The organism is Roseixanthobacter psychrophilus (genome assembly GCF_043195195.1).
GTDB lineage: Bacteria > Pseudomonadota > Alphaproteobacteria > Rhizobiales > Xanthobacteraceae > NCEH01.
Genome location: NZ_JBAFWT010000004.1, coordinates 135,869 through 151,773, shown reverse-complemented (window position 1 = coordinate 151,773; position 15,905 = coordinate 135,869). Strand labels below are relative to the sequence as shown.

Here is a 15,905-nt window from a genome sequence, read left to right as displayed (position 1 = left end):
GAATAGGAAACGCCGCGCGCCATCAGGCGCGCGCGGTCCCGGACCACATCTTCTCAATGGAATAGAAGCTGCGAACCTCGGGCTGGAAGACGTGAATGATCACGTCCCCGGCGTCGATGAGCACCCAATCGCAGGCCGGCTGGCCTTCGACGCGGACTTCGCGCACACCGGCCGCCTTGAGCGCCTCAATGAGATGCTCGGAAATGCCGCCCACATGCCGCTGCGAACGGCCGGACGCCACCACCATGTAATCGGCGATCGCTGTTTTGCCCCGCAGATCGATGGAGACGATGTCTTCCGACTTGTCGTCGTCCAGCTGGGCGGTAACGAGGGCGAGGACTTCCTCAGCGTCAGGCGCTTCGGAAATCGATGCGGGCGCCGGGTTGGGGGCGGCCGCCATGAGAGCCGTCGTGGACAGTGGTCCAAATCCTCTCGAAAATTAACGCAGACTCCTGGGGCTGGCGATGCCGAACCCTGAGGCTACCACAGCAAAATGCACGCAAATCAACGAAAAATCAAGACTTGTGGCCGGAGGCCCCACGCGCGGGCCATGCCGCCTCCCCTTGTGCGGCGCGAATTCCCGTTGAGGAAATGGGGGATTTCATCCCATGGAGGAATACCCAGGCGGGCGGCTTGAGGGTGGGCAGGATCGCCGCGTCGCTCTCGTCGATCCGGAATCGCCCGAGCGCCTGGGCGCCGAGCGAGGCCGTGGCGGCGAGGCTGTCGCCCATCCGGTCCACCACGGCGATGGGCACCTGCCCGGCCAGATCCCGCCAGCGCTGCCAGCGGCTGAAATGGGCGAGATTGTCCGCCCCCATCAGCCACACGAACCGCACCTGCGGCAGGCGCGCCCGCAGCGCCGCGACGGTCTCGTAGCTATAGCGCGTGCCGAGCCGCGCCTCGACCCCGGTCACGTCGATCAGCGGGTGATGGGCAACCTCACGCGCGAACACCACCCGCTGCGCCAGGGATGGCAGGTTGCGGTTGTCCTTCAAGGGGTTGCCGGGGGTCACCAGCCACCAGACCCGGTCCAGCCCGAGCCGCCGCAGCGCCAGCAGGCTGGCGGCGCGGTGCGCCGCATGGGCGGGATTGAAGCTGCCGCCGAACAGGCCGATGCGCATGCCCGCCGACGTCAGCGGCAGGCGCGTGGCGGCGCTCTCGCTCAGGGGCGCCACCAGCGGATCGTGCGGGGCGCGCGCGCCGGGCATGCAGGTCACGGACGGGTCTGCCCGGCCCCGTGCACCCGATATTTGAACGAGGTGAGCTGCTCCGCCCCCACCGGCCCGCGCGCATGCATGCGCCCGGTGGCGATGCCGATCTCGGCGCCGAAGCCGAATTCCCCGCCGTCGGCGAACTGGGTGGAGGCATTGTGCATCACGATGGCCGAATCCACTTCGGCCAGGAACTGTCGGGCGGCCGCTTTGTCCTCGGTGATGATGGAATCGGTGTGGTGCGAGCCGTGTCCCTCCACATGGGCAATGGCTGCATCGAGGTCCGCCACCACCTTCACCGAGATGATGGCATCCTCGTATTCCGTGTCCCAATCGGCGTCATTAGCCGGCAAAACGCGCGCATCGGTCGCCTGCGCCGCCGCATCGCCGCGCACTTCGCAGCCGGCGTCGAGCAGCATTTCAACCAGGGGCTTGAGATGGGTCGGCGCGCTCGCTTCGTCCACCAGCAGCGTCTCGGCGGCGCCGCAAATGCCGGTGCGGCGCATCTTGGCATTCAGCAGCACGCTTTTCGCCATGGCGAGATCGGCCGGGGCGTGGACATAGACATGGACGATGCCGTCGAGATGGGCGAACACGGGGACCCGCGCCTCGCTCTGCACCCGCGCCACCAGCCCCTTGCCGCCGCGCGGCACGATCACGTCGAGGTTTCCACCGAGGCCCTTGAGCATTTCGCCCACGGCGCCCCGGTCGGCGAACGGCACGAACTGCACCGCATCCGCCGGCAACCCAGCCTGCGCGAGGCCCGCGACAAACGCCTTATGAATGGCGCCGCTGGATCCGAGGCTGTCGGAGCCGCCGCGCAGCACCACCGCATTGCCGGCACGAATGCACAGCGCGGCCGCGTCCGCCGTCACATTGGGCCGGCTTTCATAGATCACGCCGATCACGCCCAAGGGCGTGCGCACGCGCTCGATGATCAGGCCGTTGGGCCGGGTCCAGCTTTCGGTCACCGCGCCCACGGGATCGGGCAAAGCGGCCACTGCCTCGATGCCGGCGGCGATCGCCTCGATCCGGGCGTCGGAGAGGGCGAGGCGATCCTGGAACGCGGCCGACATGCCATCGGCGCGCGCGCGCACCAGATCGTCCGCATTGGCGGCAAGAATTTCCCCCGTCGCGGCGCGAATGGCGCGTGCGGCGGCGCGCAGCGCCTGGGATTTCACATCCGCATCGGCCACGGCGAGCAGGCGTGCGGCGGTGCGGGCGCGCTTGCCCATCTCCAGCATGGTGCCGGCAATGTCCGACGGCGGCACCGCGCGATCGGCGATCGCGGGGGCGTTCATTCGGGCGGCGCTGGACGTGGACATGGCACTCTCTCTGATCGGGCGGTCGCAAAAAAGCGAGGCGTCTTCAAGTCTTACCATCAGGTGGCGCGTGCGTGGAAGCAGCGCAACCGCGCTTCGTGCGGATCGGCCCCACGCATAGCGCAGCCACGTTCCCTCCGGTAGCCTATTCCGCGCCCACCGCCATGTCGTCGCGATGGACCAGTTCCAGGCGGCCCTGGAAACCGAGAATGGTCTCGATCTCGGCGCTGGCGCGGCCGATGATGCGCTCGGCATGGTCGCTGTCATAGGCCACCAGCCCACGCCCGATCTCGCCGCCATCCGGGCCGCGCAGCAGCACCGCGTCGCCCCGCTCGAACAAGCCTTCCACCCGCGTGACGCCGGCCGGCAACAGGCTGGCGCCGCGCCGCAGGGCGGCCACCGCCCCCTCGTCCAGATGCAGGATGCCGCGCGGTTCCAGCGCGCCGCCGATCCAGGCCTTGCGCGCCCGCGCCGGGGTCGCGCCGCTGAGGAACCAGGTGCAGCGCCCGCCGTCGAGGATCGCCCGCAGCGGATTTTTCACATGGCCGGAGGCGATCACCATATGGGTGCCGGCAGCGGTCGCGATCTTGCCGGCCTCGATCTTGGTGCGCATGCCGCCGCGCGACAGCTCCGAACCCGCCGCCCCGGCCATGCCCTCGATTTCGGCGGTGATGCGCGGCACCACGGCGATATGGCGCGCGTCGGGATTATGGGCCGGCGGAGCGGTATAGAGGCCGTCAATGTCGGACAGCAGGATCAGCAGATCCGCGCTGGCCATGGTGGCGACGCGCGCCGCCAGGCGGTCATTGTCGCCATAGCGGATTTCGCTCGTGGCCACCGTGTCATTCTCGTTGATGACCGGCACCGCGCGGTATTCCAGCAGCCGCCCCAAGGTGGAGCGGGCATTGAGATAGCGCCGCCGCTCCTCGGTATCGCCCAACGTCAGCAGGATCTGCCCGGCGGTGACGTTTTCATGGGCAAGGATTTCCGACCAGGTGCGGGCGAGCGCGATCTGCCCCACGGCGGCGGCGGCCTGGCTGTCCTCCAGCTTCAAGGCGCCGCGCGGCAGGCCGAGCACCGTGCGCCCGAGCGCTATCGCGCCCGAGGAGACCACCAGCACGTCCTTGCCCTCGGCATGCAGCGCGCCGATGTCCTCGGCGAGCGAGGTGAGCCACGGCAGGCGGACTTTTCCGCGCGCGGAATCCACCAGCAGGGCCGAGCCCACCTTGATGACGATGCGGCGGAAATCGGCGAGGGAGGGAGCGGCAGAGGTCACGGGATCAGGTCTTCATCTGGTCACGCGCGGACGGGGCTACCCGTCCCGCGGCGCATGCGGGAAGCGGTGGGATAACAAAAGCCGACGCCCCCGACCAGAGCCGCCAACCGCCGGCCCCACCGCGCGGCGCCACGCCACGAGGTGCCCGAAGGGGTCAGCGCAGCTTGGCGATGGTCAAGCCATCGGCCTTGGCGCGGATCTTCACCGATTCCTCGCTGCGCGTGAGCGCCTGGGCGATGCCCTTCAGCGACATGCCCTTTTTCGCGCAGGCATGAAGCTTCTGGATCTCTTCCGAGGTCCAGGGCTGGCGATGGCGTTCAAAGCGTTCCCCCGCCATCACCAGCTCCCCTGCGTTGTGCCCTCGAAGGCCCGAGCGATGCTCATGGCCGCCACTCGGGCTTGGGCATGGCTTCGGCCTCTTCCAGGCGGCCGTCGGTCACCACCTGGAACAGGGTGCGCAGCGCCTCCTGCATGCCCTGGCCCGATTGGGCGGAAAGCAGAAGCGGCTTCTTCTTCGCCGCGCGCTGGAGCCGCTCCTTCTGCTGCTTCAGCAGTTCGGGCGAGAGCGCGTCGATCTTGGAGAGCGCGACGATCTCCGGCTTTTCGTCGAGGCCGGAACCATAGGCGGCAAGCTCCGCCCGCACGGTCTTATAGGCCTTGCCGGCGTGCTCGCAGGTGCCGTCCACCAGATGCAGTAAGGCGCGGCAGCGCTCGATATGGGCCAGGAACCGGTCGCCGATGCCGTGCCCCTCGTGTGCGCCCTCGATCAGGCCGGGAATGTCGGCGAGCACGAACTCGCGATCGTCCACCCGCACCACGCCGAGGCCGGGATGCAAAGTGGTGAAGGGATAATCGGCGATCTTCGGCTTGGCCGCGGTGGTCGCGGCCAGAAAGGTGGACTTGCCGGCATTGGGCAGGCCGATGAGACCGGCGTCGGCGATCAGCTTCAGGCGCAGCCAGATCCACTTTTCCTGGCCTTCCAGGCCCGGATTCGCGCGGCGCGGCGCCTGGTTGGTGGAGGTCTTGAACTGGGCATTGCCGAACCCGCCATTGCCGCCGCCGAGCAAACGGATGCGCTGCCCCACCTCGGTGAGGTCGGCGAGCACGGTTTCCTCGTCATCGTCCAGAATCTCGGTTCCGGCCGGCACCCGCAGCACCACGTCGGCGCCCTTGGCGCCGGTGCGGTTGGCGCCCATGCCATGCTCGCCCTTCTTGGCCTTGAAATGCTGCTGGTAGCGATAGTCGATCAGGGTGTTGAGCCCGTCCACGCACTCCACCCACACATCGCCCCCGCGCCCGCCGTCGCCGCCGTTGGGGCCGCCGAATTCGATGAACTTTTCGCGCCGGAACGAGACGCACCCCGCCCCGCCATCACCGGAGCGCACATATATCTTGGCTAGATCGAGGAATTTCATGGCTTGCAGGTAGCCGCGCGTGATGGCGAAGGCAAGGCCGGCGCGGCGCGAATGCTATGTTTTCGTGGTTTCGATGGGCCGGCGCGCGGATCCCCCGCCACCCGGCGGCTCTTCTCCCCTCCCCCTTTGACCTTTCCGCCGGGCCGGACCAAAAAGCGAACATGACCGCGCGCCTCGTCGATGTCCTGCTCCCCCTCGGCCTCGACACCCCCTATTCCTATGCCGTGCCGGATGGGCTCGCGCTCGCGCCGGGCGATCTCGTGCAGGTGCCGCTCGGCACGCGCGGCATGGTGGGCTGCGTCTGGGCGCTGCGCACCGATGCGGCGGGGGTGAACGAGGCCAAGCTTAAGAGCGTCAAGGCCAGGCTCGACCACCTCCCCTTGCCGGAGGAATTGCGCCGACTGGTGGATTGGATCGCCGATTATACCCTCGCCCCACGCGGCATGGTCCTGCGCATGGCGCTGCGCCACGACGAAAGCCCAGGGCCAATGCGCGAACGGGTGGGCGTGCGCGCCACCGGCCGCACGCCGGAGCGCATGACCGCCGCCCGCGCGCGCTTGATCGCCTTCCTCGCCGACGGCTTCGTGCGCGGCAAGGTGGAGGCGGCGCGCGAGGCCGGGGTGTCCCCTTCCGTGGTGGATGGCCTGGTGGATGACGGCGCGCTCGAAACCCTCGTCCTTCCCCCCGAGCCCGCCGCTTATCCGCCCGATGCCTCTTTTGCGGTGCCGGAATTGTCGCCCGAGCAGGGGACGGCCGCCCAAGCATTGCGCGCCGCCGTCGCCGCCCGCGCCTTCAGCGTGCATCTGCTGGACGGCGTCACCGGCTCCGGCAAGACCGAGGTCTATTTCGAGGCGGTGGCGCAGGCGATCATGGAGGGGCGGCAATCCCTCATCCTGCTCCCCGAAATCGCCCTCACCCAGGCGTTCATGGACCGTTTCACCAAGAGGTTCGGCGTGAAGCCGGCGGAATGGCATTCCGGCGTTTCCACAAAACGCCGGGCGCGGGTGCTGCGCGGGGTGGCGAGCGGCGAGGTCAGCGTGGTGGCGGGCGCGCGATCGGCTTTGTTCCTGCCGTTCCGCGATCTCGGCCTGACCATCGTCGATGAGGAGCACGACCCGGCCTATAAGCAGGATGACGGCGTCGCCTATCACGCCCGCGACATGGCGGTGGTGCGCGCGCGGCTGGCGAAATCCGCCATCGTGCTTGCCTCGGCGACCCCGTCCATCGAGACCGAGGTGAATGCCCGGCGCGGGCGCTACCAGCGGCTCGCGCTGCCGGAGCGGTTCGGCGGCGCCAAGGTGCCGGGGCTCTCGCCCATCGATCTGCGCAAGGAAGGCCCGCCGCGCGGCCGCTGGATCGCCCCGCGCCTGGAAGCTGAGATCAACGACACCATGGCGGCGGGCGGTCAGGCGCTGCTGTTCCTCAACCGGCGCGGCTATGCCCCGCTCACCATGTGCCGGTCGTGCGGCCATCGCATGCGCTGCCCCTCCTGCTCGGCCTGGCTGGTGGAACATCGCTTCCGCCGCCGGCTCGCCTGCCATCATTGCGGCTATCAGGCGCCGATCCCAGACACCTGCCCGGCCTGCAACGCCAAGGACAGCCTCATTCCCTGCGGCCCCGGCGTCGAGCGCCTGCAGGAAGAGGTGCAGACCCTGTTTCCCGCCGCCCGTAGCCTCGTGCTGTCCAGCGATCTGTCGGGCGGCGTCGAGCGCATGCGGGCGGAACTGGACGCGGTGGCCAAGGGCGAGGTGGACATCATCGTCGGCACCCAATTGGTGGCGAAGGGCCACAATTTTCCCGGCCTCGCCTTGGTGGGGGTGGTGGATGCCGATGTGGGCCTTGGCCACGGCGACCCGCGCGCGGCGGAACGCACCTTCCAGCTCGTCCATCAGGTAGCCGGGCGCGCCGGACGCGGCTCAACCGAAGGGCGCGGCTTTATCCAGACCCACATGCCCGAGCATCCGGTGATGAAGGCCTTGATGCTGGGCGACCGGGCGGCCTTCTATGAAAGCGAAATCGCCGCGCGCGCGGAAGCCCTGCTGCCGCCGTTCGGCCGCATGGCCAGCCTGATCGTCTCGGCAAGCGAGGCCCATGCCGCCGAGGGCCATGCGCGGCGGCTCGCGGCGAGCGCGCCTTTGCATGCCGACGTGCGCGTGCTCGGCCCCGCCGAGGCGCCGCTCGCCTTGCTGCGGGGGCGCCATCGCTGGCGGCTGCTGGTGCGCGCGCCCCGCGCGTTCGATCTCTCTGCTTATCTCAGGGGCTGGCGCGAGAGCGCACCCAAGCCCACGGGAAACGTGCGGGTGGCCATCGACGTGGACCCGTTGAGCTTTCTGTGATCGCGCCTCAGACCTCCTGGCCCCAGCGCTGCACCGTGGCACGGTTCAAGGTGGCAAAAATCAGGGTCTCGACCGTGATGCCGATGAGGATCACCGCCAGGAGCCCGGCAAAGACATTGGCGGTTTCGAGCTGCGCGCGATTGGTGAAGATGAACCAGCCGAGGCCGCCGGAGCGCGCGCTCGCGCCGAACACCATCTCGGCGGCGATCAATGTGCGCCAAGCGAACGCCCAGCCGAGCCTCAGGCCCGAGAGGATCGACGGCAGGGCGGCGGGCATGAGGATGCCGAACACATAACTCGGGCCCGACAGGCCGATATTGCGCCCGGCCATGCGCAAGGTCTGTGGAACCGCGCGGAACCCGGCGTGGCAGGCCAGCGCCAACGGCCACAGCACCGCATGAACGATGACGAAGATCAGGCTGGCCGAACCAATGCCGAACCACAGCAGCGCAATCGGCAGCAAGGCGATGGCGGGAAGCGGATTGAACATGGATGTGAGCAGGCCCAGCAGGCTCTCGCCCCAGCGGTTGAGCGCCGCGAGCGCTGTGATGGTCGCCGCCGCCGCGATGCCGATGACATATCCGCTGACCAGAACGGTCAGCGAGGCGCCGATTCGGTCCGGCAATTCGCCGGAAATCGTCGCGGTCCACAGCGCCAGGACGGTATCGCTGAAGGTCGGCATCAGCAGGGAATTGCCGAGCCACCGGGCATAAGCCTCCCAAACCGCCGCCAGAAGCACCAGGAGGATCACCTTCCGCGCGCCGGGGCCGACGACGAGCGGGCGGGCCGCGCGGACGGCAGGAAGATCGAGCGTGCGCTCAGACATGGGCAAACTCCTGCGCCGGCGAGACCGATTGGCCGGAGAAGATCCGAGACTGGATGTCCGCCTCAAGGGCGCCGAAGGCGGCGGAGCCACGCAGACGCGTTGCCTCGGGCACCGGATATTCGGCCGAGATGCGGCCAGGATGGGGGGACATGACGAGGATGCGCGTTCCCACATGGACCGCCTCGTCGATGGCATGGGTCACAAACAAAGCGGTGGCGCCGGTTTCGTCGCACAAGCCGAGCAATTCATCCTGCATACGTCGGCGCGAGAGCGCGTCGAGGGCGGCGAACGGCTCATCCATCAGCAGAATGGCCGGCTGCACGGCGAAGGCCCGCGCAATCGCCACGCGCTGCTTCATGCCGCCCGATAGCGTGTGCGGAAAGGCATCGGCGAACGTGCCGAGCCCGACACGGGCGATCCAGTCGCGTGCCACCACCGCCGCCGCCGCCGCCGAGAGGCCCCGGGCCTTACGCACTGCGAAAGCGACATTGCCGCAGACCGTGCGCCAAGGCAGGAGTTGGTCAAACTCCTGGAACACGAACATGCGGTCCGGCCCCGGGGCGTGCACCGGCACGCCATGCAAGCGGATCTCTCCCGATGCCGGCCGCAGAAATCCGCCCACCGCCCGCAGCAAGGTGGACTTACCGCATCCCGACGGGCCGAGCAGCGCCAGCCGCTCGCCACGGCCGATGGAGAAGGAGACATCCGCCACCGCCGTCACGTCGCCCGTCTGGCCGGAATAACGCAAGGTGACACGATCGACGGCCAGGATCGGCGTGGATGCGCGCGGAGCTTCGGCGAACGCGCCGGACGGCGTCGCCATCTTCAGCTCCCGTTCTTGCCGTGCAGGCCAGCCTGGAAGAGATCCTTCCATCCGGGCTTCTGCTTAATTAGGCCGATGCGATATTCAAAGTCCGTGAATACGTCGACGCGCTCCGGCGCCGTGGTGAAATTGATCTGCGGATCGCGGATGATCCGCTCGACGAGGGCCAGATCCAGCTTGGACTGCTCGGCGGTGACGTAGAGCTTGGCGGCCACTTCCGGATTGGCCTTGATCCAGGCATTTGCCTCATCCAAGGCGGCGACGAAGGCATCGACGGTCTTGGGATTGTCGGCCGCGAATTTCTTCGTCCCGTAGACAACGTTGAAGGTGTGCGGCCCGCCGAGCACGTCGTAGCTGTTCAGCACCGCGTGCACTTTGCCGCTCTCCAACTGCTGCTGCACGAACGGCGGCGCGGTGAAGTGCGCGGTGATGCCACCGGTGCCGGAGAGGATTGCTGCGGTCGCGTCCGGGTGAGGCAGGCTGACGGTGAGATCGTCGAGCTTGTCGTATTTGCCGAAGGCTTTTTCAGCGGCGATCTGTAAGACGATGGGCTGGAAGCCCACCTTCACGGACGGCAGCGCGATCCGGTCTGTCGCGGTGAAGTCCTGAAGCGTCTTCACGTTGGGGTTGTTGGTGGTGAGCACGTTCGGCATTGAGCCGAGCGAGGCGATAAGGATGATGTCCGTCTTGCCGCGGGTCTTGTCCCACGTGAGGATCGCCGGCGCGATACCGGCCGTCGCGAAGTCGAGACCGCCGGAAATCAGGGAATCGTTCATCGCCGCCGCGCCCGAGAGGCGCAGCCATTCCACCTTCGTTTCGGGCAAACCGCTCGCCACGGCATGCTTCTCGATGAGCTTGCGCTCCTTCACGACGATCAATGGCAGATAGGCGATGCCGAACTGCTGCGCGATGCGCAATTGCTGGGTTTCCGCCCGTGCCGGGGCAGGCATAGCGAACCCTAAGGCCGGTACCATGACCGCCGCCACCATCAACAAAGCCCGTCTGCGCATGAATCCTCTCCGCTGCAAAGCCAACGGAGAGGAGCTTCAATTTTATATAATATAAAGTCAATTGATTTAGTTGATTTTAAAAATGGTCATGAAAGCGTCGCCCCTCCTCAGGGGAAGCGGTTGAAAGCCGGGCGCCCTGCTTTATGGTGCGCCGCGACACAGGATTGAGGAGCGCCCCATGCGCAGTTTTCTTCAGATCGCCCTTGTGGTGGGCCTCGGCCTCGGCGTCTCGGGCTGCGACAAGTGCGGCGACTGGTTCAAGCTGACCCCGGCGAAGACGTGCTCCGCCGAGCCATTGCCGAAATGAGCTATTTGAGGTTGGGATTGGGCACGCTGCCCTTTTCCGCCTTCAGCCGGGCCAGTTCCGCCCGGATCGGCCCGTAGGGTCCATATTTGTGCTGGGCGGCGGAAAAGCCGTCGGCATAGGGCCCATAAGGCGCGTCGATCGGCTTCGCCAGCAGGTCCGGGAAATCACGCTCCAGGCCGGCAAGGGCCGGGCGGGATTGGGATTCGACAAAGGCGGCCACGTCCCAGGCGTCTTCCCCCTTCAATTGGGGCATCAGCCAATCGGTGCCGTTGGGCATGTTGTTATGGGCGAAATTCGCCAAGGTCATGAGCCGGCTCATGCCCGCCCCATCATTGAAACTGTCCGGTCCCCACAGCGGCGGCACGCCATAGCCGAGCGCGGCATCCGCCCCGTTGCGCCGCACGCCCTGCCCTGAGACCCCGTGGCAATCGGCACATTGGGCGCGGAAAATGGCCGCGCCGCGCACCGGATCGGCGGCGCGATCCAGCTCCGGCATATGGCCGCCGCCGCCGCCCGCGATCTTCGCATCATCGGGAATGTTGGTGGACAGCACCGTGAGATAGGCCAGCAGCGCCTGCATGGGCCGCGCATCCCTCGGCATGGGGCGCCCGTTCATGGAGCGGATCATGCACTGGTTCACCCGGTCGGCGAGCGTGAGGTCGCGCGCGGTGCGGGCGGAATAGGCGGGATAATCGGCGGCGGCCGCGACCAGCGGCAGGCCGAACTTCTTGCGCCCGTCATTGAGATGGCAGTTCGCGCAGGCAAGGTTGTTGCCGGCGAAACGCAGGGCGGGGTCGGCGACCGCCGGGCCGACATGGGCATAAGTTGTTTCCAGCACCGAGCGGCCGAACCGCACCAGCCGGCCGAATTCATCATCCGGCAAGGTGCTGATCTCAGGAATATCCCATTCGGTGATCCGCTCTCCCATCGCCGCCGGCGCCGCGCCTTGCGCCCATCCCGGCCCCGCCCCAGCGATCAGCCCGGCCGCGATCAAGGCCGCCCTTATGAAACCGCCCCCACCCATGAACCCCTCCCGAGGCCGCCTTCATTGCGTTTGCGGGCCAACGCGGCTATAAGCCCGCCTTCGTTTCGGCATGCGCCCCCCTGGAGGCGTGCGGAAACGAAAGCCGGACGGCCGCGCGAGCGGCCGTCGGCCTTTCTGGAACCAGTCTACATTAGGAATAGTGCCATGACCGCCATCAAAGAATTGAAGGCTGTGGCGCGCGAACGGGCCGGCAAGGGGGCCGCCCGTGAAGAGCGCCGCGCCGGACGCGTGCCCGCCGTGATCTACGGCGAGAAGCAGGATCCGATCACCATCTCCCTGGAACACAAGGAGATCACCCGGACCATCTACGCCGGCCATTTCCTCACCACCCTCTTCCTCATCGAAGTGGACGGCAAGAAGCACCGCGTCATTCCCCGCGACTACCAGCTCGATCCGGTCAAGGATCTGCCGCTGCACGTGGACTTCCTGCGGGTGTCCGCCGGTGCGCGCGTGACCGTGGAAGTGCCGGTGCACTTCGTGAAGCAGGACGCCTCTCCCGGCCTGAAGGCGGGCGGCACCTTGAACATCGTGCACCATGCGGTGGAGCTGGATTGCCCGGCCGAATCCATTCCGGCCCACATTTCCGTGGACCTCACCGGCGTTCAGCTCGGCGCGTCCCTGCATCTGTCGTCGGTCACCCTGCCGGAAGGCGTGGTTTCCGCCCTGAGCGGCGACGACACGCTGGCGACAGTCGTGGCGCCGTCGGGCCTGAAGGATGCTGAAGCGGACGACGCGGCCGCTGCCGCCGCCTCCGCTGCCGCGACCTCCACCAAGTCCTGATCGACCCTCGGGCCGGAGTTGCACCGTGATCCTGCTCGCAGGCCTCGGCAATCCCGGCCCGAAATATGTCGGCAACCGGCATAATATCGGCTTCATGGCGGTCGAGGCCCTGGCCCGCCGCCATCGCCTCTCCCCCTGGCGCCGTCGCTTCCAGGGCGCGGTCGCCGAAGGCGAGATCGGCGGCGAAAAAGTGCTCGCCCTGCTACCCGAAACCTTCATGAACGAGAGTGGCCGCGCGGTCGCGGAAGCCATGCGCTTCTATAAGATCCCGCTGGAGCGCGTGTTCGTGTTCCACGACGAACTGGATCTGCCGCCCGCCAAGATCCGCACCAAGAAGGGCGGCGGCAATGCCGGACACAACGGCCTGCGCTCCATTACCGCACAGTGCGGCAATGAGTATTGGCGCGTGCGGCTCGGCATCGGTCATCCCGGCGACAAGGCGCTGGTGCATTCTTACGTTCTCGGCGATTTCGCAAAGGGCGAAAAGCCTTGGGTCGAGGGAGTGTGCACCGCGTGCGCGGATTTTGCCGACATGCTGGCCGCGGGAAAACCCGAGGAATTCCAGAACCGGGCGCATCTTTTCCTGGAGGCGCAGGGCTTCGGCGACAAGAAAACCATTGGCGATCCGCGCGCCTGACCGCACTGTGGCGCGCCATCCTGCCGGTGCGATGCGGGGTCCGTCCATGAAGAACGTCACCATCACCTTGTCGGACGAACTCGCGGTTCAGGTGCGCCTTGCCGCCGCGCGCGAGGGCAAGAGCCTGTCCAAATTCATCGCCGAGCGCCTGAGCCGCGCGCTCGGCGGCCATTCCGATCCGCTCGCCCCCTTCGACCGCTGGCTCTCCGGCCCGGGCTGGGACCCGGAGGGCCCTCCACTCCCGATGCGTGAGGACAGCCATGAGCCTGCGATGCTTCGTGGACGCGCGGATGCTGATCTATCTCCACGACCGCAGCGAGGCGCGCAAGCGGGCGCTGACGAGGCATAGCCTGCGCTCGATCCGCCGCCACGGCGAGTTGGTGATCACCCCGCAGGTGGCGCACGACTTCTATGCGCGCGCCATCGACCAGTTTCCCTTCGTGCCGCGCCATGCCATACGGGACTTCCTCGGCGACCTGATGCCGGCCTGCCACTCCGCCGCGCCCAGCGAGCTGATGGGGCGGGCCTTCCACATCGAGGATCGCTTCAAGTTCGAATGGTGGGATTGCCTGATGATCGCGTCCGCACTCCTGGCGGATTGCCGGCTGCTGCTGAGCGAGGACCTGGAAGACGGCCTCGCCATCGAGCGCACCACCGTGATCAACCCCTTCGTGACGGACATCGAGACCGTCTTCTCCTCGCTGAAAGATCGCTGAGCTATGGGCTTCAAATGCGGCATCGTCGGCCTGCCGAACGTGGGCAAGTCGACCCTCTTCAACGCGCTCACCCAGACCGCGGCGGCGCAAGCGGCCAATTATCCATTCTGCACCATCGAGCCCAATGTGGGCGAAGTGGCGGTGCCGGATCCGCGCCTCGACAGCCTCGCCGCCATCGCCGGCTCGGGCCAGATCATCCCCACCCGCCTGACCTTCGTGGACATCGCGGGCCTGGTGCGCGGCGCCTCCAAGGGCGAAGGGCTCGGCAACCAGTTCCTGGCCAACATCCGCGAGTGCGACGCCATCGCCCATGTGGTGCGCTGCTTCGAGGATGGCGACGTCACCCATGTGGAAGGCAAGATCGCCCCGGTGGACGACATCGAGACCATCGAGACCGAGCTGATGCTGGCCGATCTCGATAGCCTGGAGAAGCGCGCCGCCGCCTTGGAGAAGAAGACCAAGAACGGCGCCGACAAAGAGGCCAAGGAAATCCTCGACCTGATGAACCGGGCCCTGGTGCTGCTGCGCGAGGGCAAGCCCGCGCGGCTCGTGGAGCGCAAGGCCGAGGAGGAGCAGGCGTTCTCCATGCTCGGCCTGATGACCGCAAAGCCCGTGCTCTATGTCTGCAACGTCGAGGAGGCCTCGGCCCTGGAAGGCAATTCGCTCTCCGCGCAGGTGTTCAAGCGCGCGGCCGAGGAAGGCGCGAAGGCGGTGGTGGTCTCGGCCAAGATCGAGAGCGAGATCGCCGTGCTGCCCGCAGAGGACCAGAAGGACTATCTCGACGCCATCGGCCTCGACGAGCCGGGCCTCAACCGCGTGATCCGCGCCGGCTACGACCTGCTGCACCTCGTGACCTATTTCACCGTCGGTCCCAAGGAGGCGCGCGCCTGGACCATCACCAAGGGCACCAAGGCGCCGGCGGCGGCGGGCGTGATCCATTCCGATTTCGAGAAGGGCTTCATCCGCTCGGAGACCATCGCCTATGCGGATTATGTCCAATACAAGGGCGAGGCCGGCGCGCGCGATGCCGGGCGGCTGCGGCTGGAAGGCAAGGAATATGTGGTGCAGGACGGCGACGTGCTGCACTTCCGCTTCGCCAATTGAGGATGCGGCGCATCCGGGGGCGCGGCGGACGGCCGGCTTGACCGCGCCCGCCACCTCGCCTCAGATCGCCCGATAAGCAGGAGGAAGTGGGATGCCCGATATCTTTTGGGAGGACTTCGTCGAGGGGGAGGTGAAGACCTTCGGCTCCTACGAAGTCACCGAAGACGAGATCATCGCCTTCGCCAGCGAGTTTGACGCCCAGCCCATGCATATCGATGCGGTGGCGGGCAAGGCGTCCATGCTGGGCGGCCTTGCCGCCTCCGGCTGGCACACCTGCGCGATCATGATGCGGCTGATGTGCGACGGCTTCCTGCTGCGCTCCGCCGGCCAGGGCTCGCCGGGCGTGACCGAGACCAAATGGCGCGAGCCGATCTTTCCCGGCGATGTGGTCACGCTCCGGCGCACCATTCTCCAAAGCCGGACCTCCAAGTCGCGGCCCGACCTCGGCCTGGTAAACATGAAGCTGGAACTGCTGAAGCCGTCGGGCAGCGTGGCGCTGGAGCAGGAATGCGTGGTCCTGTTCAGCCGCCGCAATCCGGGAGCACGCCTCGCATGAACTTCTTCGACGAAATTCAAGTGGGCGATCGCGAGATCCTGGGCACCCACACTTTCACCCGCGACGAGATCGTGGCGTTCGCGCGCAAGTTCGATCCCCAGCCGTTCCATGTGGACGACGAGGCGGCCAAGCGCAGCCTGTTCGGGGCCTTGTGCGCCTCCGGCTGGCACACCGCCGCCAACTGGATGAAATATTTCGTCGCCTACCAGCAGCGCACGGCGGCCGAGCGCGTGTCCAAGGGCATTCCGGTTCCGGTCACCGGCCCCTCGCCCGGCTTCAAGGATCTGCGCTGGCTCAAGCCGGTCTATGCCGGCGACGTCATCACCTACGCCACCGAGGCCCGCGAAAAGATCCTGCCCAAGAGCCGGCCGGACTGGGGCATGCTGATCGCCTACAACACCGGCACCAACCAGGACGGCGTGCTGGTGTTCGATTTCGAGAGCCGGGTGTTCGTGCAGCGCCACCCCTGAGGCAGCACGCGACGGGTTGATCAGTGCGGTAACAGCAGAAGGGCCCTCCCCCGCACGCGGGAGAGGGCTTT

At 67.3% G+C, this 15,905-nt stretch carries 19 protein-coding genes; 9 read left to right on the top strand and 10 right to left on the bottom strand.

The window, feature by feature from the left end:
• Positions 1–22 precede the first annotated feature (22 nt).
• From rsfS to obgE, 6 genes are all read right to left on the bottom strand, one after another.
• Positions 23–400, bottom strand: a complete 378-nt coding sequence (rsfS, locus tag V5F77_RS06300) for a ribosome silencing factor (protein WP_429004483.1) — start codon at positions 398–400, stop codon at positions 23–25.
• A 115-nt stretch (positions 401–515) separates the two neighbouring features.
• Entirely contained in the window at positions 516–1,208 is a 693-nt protein-coding gene (locus V5F77_RS06295) for a nicotinate-nucleotide adenylyltransferase (protein ID WP_429004593.1), read from the bottom strand.
• A 5-nt stretch (positions 1,209–1,213) separates the two neighbouring features.
• Positions 1,214–2,455 (bottom strand): glutamate-5-semialdehyde dehydrogenase, encoded by a 1,242-nt coding sequence (locus tag V5F77_RS06290; RefSeq protein WP_429004592.1) that lies wholly within the window; start codon positions 2,453–2,455, stop codon positions 1,214–1,216.
• 223 nt (positions 2,456–2,678) lie between these two features.
• Positions 2,679–3,809: a glutamate 5-kinase gene (proB, locus tag V5F77_RS06285; protein ID WP_429004482.1), complete on the bottom strand. Its 1,131-nt coding sequence runs from the start codon at positions 3,807–3,809 to the stop codon at positions 2,679–2,681.
• Positions 3,810–3,963: 154 nt separating this feature from the next.
• Positions 3,964–4,146 (bottom strand): hypothetical protein, encoded by a 183-nt coding sequence (locus V5F77_RS06280; RefSeq protein WP_394104124.1) that lies wholly within the window; start codon positions 4,144–4,146, stop codon positions 3,964–3,966.
• A gap of 43 nt (positions 4,147–4,189) precedes the next feature.
• Positions 4,190–5,224, bottom strand: a complete 1,035-nt coding sequence (gene obgE / locus V5F77_RS06275) for a GTPase ObgE (protein WP_429004481.1) — start codon at positions 5,222–5,224, stop codon at positions 4,190–4,192.
• 161 nt (positions 5,225–5,385) lie between these two features.
• Here obgE and V5F77_RS06270 point away from each other — a divergent pair, with 161 nt between their 5' ends.
• Positions 5,386–7,560 carry a primosomal protein N' gene (locus tag V5F77_RS06270; RefSeq protein WP_429004480.1) on the top strand — a complete coding sequence of 725 codons (2,175 nt, stop codon included), beginning with the start codon at positions 5,386–5,388 and terminating at the stop codon, positions 7,558–7,560.
• Between the two features lie 7 nt (positions 7,561–7,567).
• On the opposite strand, the gene V5F77_RS06265 is transcribed toward V5F77_RS06270, so the two are convergent.
• Genes V5F77_RS06265 through V5F77_RS06255 form a run of 3 tightly spaced genes read right to left on the bottom strand, consistent with a single transcriptional unit; the run spans position 7,568 to position 10,219 of the window.
• Positions 7,568–8,386: an ABC transporter permease gene (locus tag V5F77_RS06265; RefSeq protein WP_429004479.1), complete on the bottom strand. Its 819-nt coding sequence runs from the start codon at positions 8,384–8,386 to the stop codon at positions 7,568–7,570.
• A complete protein-coding gene (locus tag V5F77_RS06260) occupies positions 8,379–9,209 on the bottom strand; it encodes an ABC transporter ATP-binding protein (RefSeq protein WP_429004478.1) in 831 nt (276 codons plus the stop codon). The genes V5F77_RS06265 and V5F77_RS06260 overlap by 8 nt, the downstream gene beginning before the upstream one ends.
• Before the next feature lie 2 nt (positions 9,210–9,211).
• Positions 9,212–10,219 carry an ABC transporter substrate-binding protein gene (locus V5F77_RS06255; RefSeq protein WP_429004477.1) on the bottom strand — a complete coding sequence of 336 codons (1,008 nt, stop codon included), beginning with the start codon at positions 10,217–10,219 and terminating at the stop codon, positions 9,212–9,214.
• 178 nt (positions 10,220–10,397) lie between these two features.
• Between V5F77_RS06255 and V5F77_RS06250 the strand changes: the two genes are divergently transcribed.
• Entirely contained in the window at positions 10,398–10,526 is a 129-nt protein-coding gene (locus V5F77_RS06250) for a hypothetical protein (RefSeq protein ID WP_429004476.1), read from the top strand.
• A gap of 1 nt (position 10,527) precedes the next feature.
• Here the strand turns inward: V5F77_RS06250 and V5F77_RS06245 are convergent, their stop codons facing one another.
• Positions 10,528–11,550: a c-type cytochrome gene (locus tag V5F77_RS06245; RefSeq protein WP_429004475.1), complete on the bottom strand. Its 1,023-nt coding sequence runs from the start codon at positions 11,548–11,550 to the stop codon at positions 10,528–10,530.
• Between the two features lie 165 nt (positions 11,551–11,715).
• Here V5F77_RS06245 and V5F77_RS06240 point away from each other — a divergent pair, with 165 nt between their 5' ends.
• The 7 genes from V5F77_RS06240 to V5F77_RS06210 all read left to right on the top strand — a co-directional run bounded on the left by V5F77_RS06240 (position 11,716) and on the right by V5F77_RS06210 (position 15,834).
• A complete protein-coding gene (locus V5F77_RS06240; protein WP_429004474.1) occupies positions 11,716–12,351 on the top strand; it encodes a 50S ribosomal protein L25/general stress protein Ctc in 636 nt (211 codons plus the stop codon).
• 25 nt (positions 12,352–12,376) lie between these two features.
• Positions 12,377–12,988, top strand: a complete 612-nt coding sequence (gene pth / locus V5F77_RS06235) for an aminoacyl-tRNA hydrolase (RefSeq protein WP_429004473.1) — start codon at positions 12,377–12,379, stop codon at positions 12,986–12,988.
• Positions 12,989–13,034: 46 nt separating this feature from the next.
• Positions 13,035–13,337: a hypothetical protein gene (locus V5F77_RS06230; RefSeq protein WP_429004472.1), complete on the top strand. Its 303-nt coding sequence runs from the start codon at positions 13,035–13,037 to the stop codon at positions 13,335–13,337.
• The gene (locus V5F77_RS06225) at positions 13,279–13,704 is read left to right on the top strand and encodes a PIN domain-containing protein (RefSeq protein WP_429004471.1); all 426 of its coding nucleotides are present in this window, start codon (positions 13,279–13,281) and stop codon (positions 13,702–13,704) included. Before V5F77_RS06230 ends, V5F77_RS06225 begins: the two co-directional genes overlap by 59 nt.
• Positions 13,705–13,707: 3 nt before the next feature.
• The gene (gene ychF, locus V5F77_RS06220; RefSeq protein ID WP_429004470.1) at positions 13,708–14,808 is read left to right on the top strand and encodes a redox-regulated ATPase YchF; all 1,101 of its coding nucleotides are present in this window, start codon (positions 13,708–13,710) and stop codon (positions 14,806–14,808) included.
• A gap of 91 nt (positions 14,809–14,899) precedes the next feature.
• The gene (locus tag V5F77_RS06215; protein WP_429004469.1) at positions 14,900–15,364 is read left to right on the top strand and encodes a MaoC family dehydratase; all 465 of its coding nucleotides are present in this window, start codon (positions 14,900–14,902) and stop codon (positions 15,362–15,364) included.
• Positions 15,361–15,834 (top strand): MaoC family dehydratase, encoded by a 474-nt coding sequence (locus tag V5F77_RS06210; protein WP_429004468.1) that lies wholly within the window; start codon positions 15,361–15,363, stop codon positions 15,832–15,834. Before V5F77_RS06215 ends, V5F77_RS06210 begins: the two co-directional genes overlap by 4 nt.
• Positions 15,835–15,905: the final 71 nt, after the last annotated feature.

Coding starts and splice junctions, on each gene's coding strand:
- rsfS (WP_429004483.1), bottom strand. CDS start 400: ATGGCGGCCGCCCCCAACCCGGCGCCCGCATCGATTTCCGAAGCGCCT.
- V5F77_RS06295 (WP_429004593.1), bottom strand. CDS start 1,208: ATGCCCGGCGCGCGCGCCCCGCACGATCCGCTGGTGGCGCCCCTGAGC.
- V5F77_RS06290 (WP_429004592.1), bottom strand. CDS start 2,455: ATGCTGGAGATGGGCAAGCGCGCCCGCACCGCCGCACGCCTGCTCGCC.
- V5F77_RS06280 (WP_394104124.1), bottom strand. CDS start 4,146: ATGGCGGGGGAACGCTTTGAACGCCATCGCCAGCCCTGGACCTCGGAA.
- obgE (WP_429004481.1), bottom strand. CDS start 5,224: ATGAAATTCCTCGATCTAGCCAAGATATATGTGCGCTCCGGTGATGGC.
- V5F77_RS06270 (WP_429004480.1), top strand. CDS start 5,386: ATGACCGCGCGCCTCGTCGATGTCCTGCTCCCCCTCGGCCTCGACACC.
- V5F77_RS06265 (WP_429004479.1), bottom strand. CDS start 8,386: ATGTCTGAGCGCACGCTCGATCTTCCTGCCGTCCGCGCGGCCCGCCCG.
- V5F77_RS06260 (WP_429004478.1), bottom strand. CDS start 9,209: ATGGCGACGCCGTCCGGCGCGTTCGCCGAAGCTCCGCGCGCATCCACG.
- V5F77_RS06255 (WP_429004477.1), bottom strand. CDS start 10,219: ATGCGCAGACGGGCTTTGTTGATGGTGGCGGCGGTCATGGTACCGGCC.
- V5F77_RS06250 (WP_429004476.1), top strand. CDS start 10,398: ATGCGCAGTTTTCTTCAGATCGCCCTTGTGGTGGGCCTCGGCCTCGGC.
- V5F77_RS06245 (WP_429004475.1), bottom strand. CDS start 11,550: ATGGGTGGGGGCGGTTTCATAAGGGCGGCCTTGATCGCGGCCGGGCTG.
- V5F77_RS06240 (WP_429004474.1), top strand. CDS start 11,716: ATGACCGCCATCAAAGAATTGAAGGCTGTGGCGCGCGAACGGGCCGGC.
- V5F77_RS06230 (WP_429004472.1), top strand. CDS start 13,035: ATGAAGAACGTCACCATCACCTTGTCGGACGAACTCGCGGTTCAGGTG.
- V5F77_RS06225 (WP_429004471.1), top strand. CDS start 13,279: ATGCTGATCTATCTCCACGACCGCAGCGAGGCGCGCAAGCGGGCGCTG.
- ychF (WP_429004470.1), top strand. CDS start 13,708: ATGGGCTTCAAATGCGGCATCGTCGGCCTGCCGAACGTGGGCAAGTCG.
- V5F77_RS06215 (WP_429004469.1), top strand. CDS start 14,900: ATGCCCGATATCTTTTGGGAGGACTTCGTCGAGGGGGAGGTGAAGACC.
- V5F77_RS06210 (WP_429004468.1), top strand. CDS start 15,361: ATGAACTTCTTCGACGAAATTCAAGTGGGCGATCGCGAGATCCTGGGC.